Consider the following 4,261-nt stretch of genomic DNA (forward strand, 5'->3'; position numbering starts at 1 on the left):
CATGGCCACCATGGGTAGTGGGGAGTTGAGTCAAGTGGATACCCCTCTGCCATCAATGGCTGTCTGAAACGAGGAAGAGCAGGGTATAGCGCAACACCTTGTTTTGACTTCCTTTCCGGCGATTGGTACCATCGGCCCATGGAGATCACCGCAAAAATCCGGGACGCTGTTTCCGCCGTCGCACGGAGGCACGGAATCGCCCTCGTCCTTCTGTTCGGCTCCTTCGCGGCAGGAAATACGCGGGAGAACAGCGATGTCGACATTGCGGTCCGTTTCAGGGACCGGAAGCCGACCCTGGGCAGATTGCTCGATGTACAGGGGGAGCTCTCGGGCATCTTCCCCGGCCGGGAGATCGACGTCGCCTCTCTCGAACGGGCCGACCCGCTTTTCATGAAGAAGATCGCCGAGCGCTTCCTGGTCCTCTACGAAGAACCCGGGGCAGCCGACGCGTTCCTGCGCCTGGCCTTCAAGCGGTACCAGGACCACGGGAAATACCTCGCAATGGAACGCGACTTCGCACGTCGCTACGTCGAAAAGATCGCCCGATGATCGACCGGGAGCTCGTCACGCGCAAGGTCCTCCTCATCGGAAGGGACCTCGAGGAGCTCCGGAAGCTCGTCTCCGGCGGACTGGGGGAATACCTGGCCGACCCCTACAAGGAGGTCCTGGCCGAGCGGTTCCTCGAGCGGACGATCACGCGGATGATCGATGTCAACTACCACCTGATCACGGGATCCGACCGTCCTCCTCCCCGAGACGATTACGAAAGCTTCACCGAGCTCGGGAAGATGGGCATCTTCGAGACCGTCTTCGCCTCCAAGATCGCCTCGTCGGCGGGCCTGCGCAACCGCATCGTCCACGAGTACGACGACATCGATCCCGCCAAGGTTTTCGAGGCGATCCAGGCCGCCCTCTCCGACCTGCCGGTTTACCTCAAGGCAGTCCTGTCTTTCGCCGGCTGACGCACAAGGCAGAGGTGAACGCGAAAGGGAAAGCGGTCGAATGTTTCAGGCGTTCGAACCGGTCGCAATTTGCGACCTCAAGTTCTCTGCTTCCTCCTCCCTCAGCCGGGTCAACCGCGTCATGGATGGTTTGAGGGACTGGACCGCCGGCCGAACACCCTGGGGATGGTGAAACTCCTGGAGAAGATGCGGGAGCTGGCGAAATGATCCCCTCGTTCCACGACGCCCCGCCCGACCGGGTTTCGAACCAGGGACGGTTCGGGCGAGGGCGTCCACCTTGCGGGCCAGTTCCTCATGCGATATGAGCATCCGCCGCATCCGGACAAACGCCCGCATGATGGCGATATTGACTTGTACCGCCCGAGGACTCTGAAGGACGCCGGAGAGCATTGCTACGCCTTGCTCGGTAAAGGCAAAAGGTAGGTATTTCCGATGCTTTCCGCGCCCGGACTTTTTTTAAGGTCACAAATTGTGTCCTTAGAGAATCGGCATCCTCGCGCGAGAGTTGGAACATGAAGTCTTCCGGGAATCGTTCCGCGTTCCGTTTGACGGCACGTCCTTCTCGACCGCGAACGCCCTACCGTAAGTCGTGCTTCCGAGCGCAACGATCTTCGTGAAGTCCGGTCAACTTCAACCTCACAAGCCTCCTTTCCCGAGTGGATGATATATTATCGTGGTCAAAGATCCGAGAGGCGACGCGAGTGGAGCAGGGGCGACACGCACGGAGGGCAATGAAGGAGAGCAAGATGGCCAGGATTCCTGAGCCCCTATTATCGGGAAAGGGTGAAAGAAGAAGCCGAGGTGCAATTTGAGCAGGCGGGATAACGTAATCCGCCTGCGCCATATGCTGGATTATACGCGGGAAGCCGTTGCCTTATGCCACGGCAAGGCGCGCTCCGACCTCGACTCGGATCGGACGTTGAACCTGGCGCTCGTCCGATTGCCCGAAATCGTGGGAGAGGCGGCCGGTAGAGTACCGAAAGCGGAAAGCGCCCGTCATCCCATTCCCGTGGGCCCAGATCGTGGGAATGCGGAATCGGCTCATCCACGGGTATGATTGGGTCGATTACGACGTCCTCTGGCAGATCGTGGCCCGGGACCTTCCCCCTCTCATCGCAAGGCTCGAGAAGATTCTGTCCTCGGAAGACGCTGGATAACTCGGTTTCCAGCGCCGGACGAGCGAAGATGGCGTTCGATGACATCAGCCCGGAGGAATTCCTGGCGTCGCAGGTCCCGGAATGGGAGGAGCCTCTGGCGAGGGCGAGGGGACGAAAACCGGGGTCCCATCGGCGCGAATAGCCAGGCGCCCGATCCGCTTTCCGGAGTTTTTCGAACGTGGTCCATCCGGGCGATGTCCGGCTGCTTCTGGGGTCGAACGTCATCGCCCTGCCGTTCAGCGAGCTGCAGAGCCCCGGGGGGGGGAGCAATATCCCGCTGAACGCCGGCACGGCCTTTCCCGCGATGCGGAACATGGAGCGGTCGCCTGCCTCGGGGGCTGATATCTTGGGTGGAGGGGTGAGTTGTGACGAGCACGTTGTCGAGGGGCGCCGGACGGACCGCGCTGGTGACGGGCGCATCCAGCGGAATCGGGGCGGTTTATGCCAGGCGTCTCGCCTCCGGGGGCTATGATCTGGTTCTGGTCGCCCGCAGGATAGAAAGGCTTGAGCAGCTTGCGGACGAGCTGGAGACGAGCCACGGGGTAGAGGCGGAGGTCCTGGCGGCGGACCTGACCGAGGACGCCGATCTCCGGAAGGTGGAGGAGCGAATCACCCGCGCCGGGGACCTGGAGTTCCTCGTGAACAACGCGGGCTTTGGCACGCGGGGCCTGTTTTTCCAGGTCGACGCGAAGGGACAGGACCGGATGCACCGCCTCCACGTGCTGGCCGCCGTGCGGCTGAGCCACGCAGCGCTTGCCGGGATGGTCGCCCGCGGAAAAGGGAACCTGGTGAACGTCTCTTCGGTGGCCGCCTTCGCACAGAGTCCCGGCAACGCCGGCTACTGCGCCACCAAGGCGTGGATGAACAGTTTCACGGAAGGGCTGTATCTTGATCTTGCCGCCATCGGGTCGCTCGTCAAGGTGCAGGCGCTCTGTCCGGGCTACACCCTCACGGAATTCCATGACGCTTTGGGGATCGGAAGGGATCATGTTCCCGCGGGCTGGTGGACATCCGCGGAGGATGTCGTGGCCGCCTCCCTGCGGGGCCTCGCGCGCGGAAAACTGTTCGTCGTGCCCGGCTGGCGTTACAAGTTCTACGTGTTCCTGTTGAAGGCGCTCCCCGGATTCGTCGTCCGCTCCCTGGCGCTCCGGCTCCAGGGGAAGTATCGCCGGTAATCGGTCGGGGCGAAGACGGCCGGCGGGCGGGACCTCGGAATCCCGCCTGCGCAACCGGCCCTGGGCCCGGGCCTCTACAACGGCTTTGCAACCTCCCGGGCGTCGCGGGGTTCGAGGGGCGAAGAAAGTCCGGGCCGTAACGACCACCCCGCGGAATCCCCTTCCAAGACCTCTCATCTAATCTGAATCGACAAGGCGGATCGTAATCTTTCCGAGCCGGGGGAGAGGGCGACCTTTTCCCCTGCCTTCGGCGCCGGGGTATCCGGCGGGACCTGCGGCCGGGCCGGGAGCGCGGAAGGAATGGAGGAGGGAACGATGAAAGAAGCAAGGAAAGTAGGGAGGGGAGTGCAACCGATTCCCGAGGGATATCATGCCATTACGCCTATGCTGGCGGTGGGGAGCGCCGCCGGGGCGATCGAGTTCTACAAGCGGGCCTTCGGCGCCGAAGAACTGGGGCGGATGAACGGTCTCGACGGTGAAAGCGTCGTCCACGCGGAGCTTCGGATCGGAGATTCGCGCTTCTTCCTCTGCGAGGATGGTCCGGAATCGGGGCCGCGCAGCCCGGAGTCGCTGGGGGGCGCGTCGTGTTCGTTCTACCTGTATGTCGAGGATGTCGACAAAGCCTTCAAGAAGGCGGTCGGCGCCGGCGCAAAGATCAAGCATCCGGTGACCGACATGTTCTGGGGCGACCGCAGCGGATCGGTCACCGATCCCTTCGGGTGCCAATGGGATCTGGCCACGCGCAAGGAGGACGTACCGCCCGAAGAGATGAAGAAGAGGGGGGAGGAGTTCTTCAAGTCGCTGTCACGGGAACCGCACTAACCAAATACGAAGTTCCTGTTTTCGTCAACCCGGCCGGGAGGGGCAGGGCTCCTTCCGGCCCCGGCCCGAATTCGTCATCGACCGGGACCATGACGGAAGAAATGACGAACTCCTTCGATCTGCTGGAAAGGCTTTGCGACCTCCC

At 62.5% G+C, this 4,261-nt stretch carries 5 protein-coding genes; all 5 read left to right on the forward strand.

Translation table 11 applies throughout. From position 1 onward, the window contains the following. The first annotated feature begins 138 nt into the window (after window positions 1-138). The 5 genes from VJ307_10660 (at window position 139) to VJ307_10680 (ending at window position 4,116) form a co-directional block, all read left to right on the forward strand. Window positions 139-549 (forward strand): nucleotidyltransferase domain-containing protein, encoded by a 411-nt coding sequence (locus tag VJ307_10660; GenBank protein HJX74596.1) that lies wholly within the window; start codon window positions 139-141, stop codon window positions 547-549. Beyond that, window positions 546-962, forward strand: coding sequence for a HepT-like ribonuclease domain-containing protein (locus VJ307_10665; GenBank protein ID HJX74597.1), 417 nt, complete (start codon window positions 546-548; stop codon window positions 960-962). Before VJ307_10660 ends, VJ307_10665 begins: the two co-directional genes overlap by 4 nt. A gap of 1,019 nt (window positions 963-1,981) precedes the next feature. Then, window positions 1,982-2,119, forward strand: coding sequence for a HepT-like ribonuclease domain-containing protein (locus tag VJ307_10670; protein ID HJX74598.1), 138 nt, complete (start codon window positions 1,982-1,984; stop codon window positions 2,117-2,119). Between the two features lie 365 nt (window positions 2,120-2,484). Next, complete coding sequence (locus VJ307_10675) at window positions 2,485-3,294, forward strand: SDR family oxidoreductase (protein ID HJX74599.1); 810 nt, start codon at window positions 2,485-2,487, stop codon at window positions 3,292-3,294. Between the two features lie 384 nt (window positions 3,295-3,678). Further along, a complete protein-coding gene (locus VJ307_10680) occupies window positions 3,679-4,116 on the forward strand; it encodes a VOC family protein (GenBank protein HJX74600.1) in 438 nt (145 codons plus the stop codon). Window positions 4,117-4,261 lie beyond the last annotated feature (145 nt).

It is taken from the genome of Candidatus Deferrimicrobiaceae bacterium (genome assembly GCA_035256765.1).
In the GTDB taxonomy this organism is placed as follows: domain Bacteria; phylum Desulfobacterota; class Deferrimicrobia; order Deferrimicrobiales; family Deferrimicrobiaceae; genus CSP1-8.

Coding starts and splice junctions, on each gene's coding strand:
- VJ307_10660 (HJX74596.1), top strand. CDS start 139: ATGGAGATCACCGCAAAAATCCGGGACGCTGTTTCCGCCGTCGCACGG.
- VJ307_10665 (HJX74597.1), top strand. CDS start 546: ATGATCGACCGGGAGCTCGTCACGCGCAAGGTCCTCCTCATCGGAAGG.
- VJ307_10680 (HJX74600.1), top strand. CDS start 3,679: ATGCTGGCGGTGGGGAGCGCCGCCGGGGCGATCGAGTTCTACAAGCGG.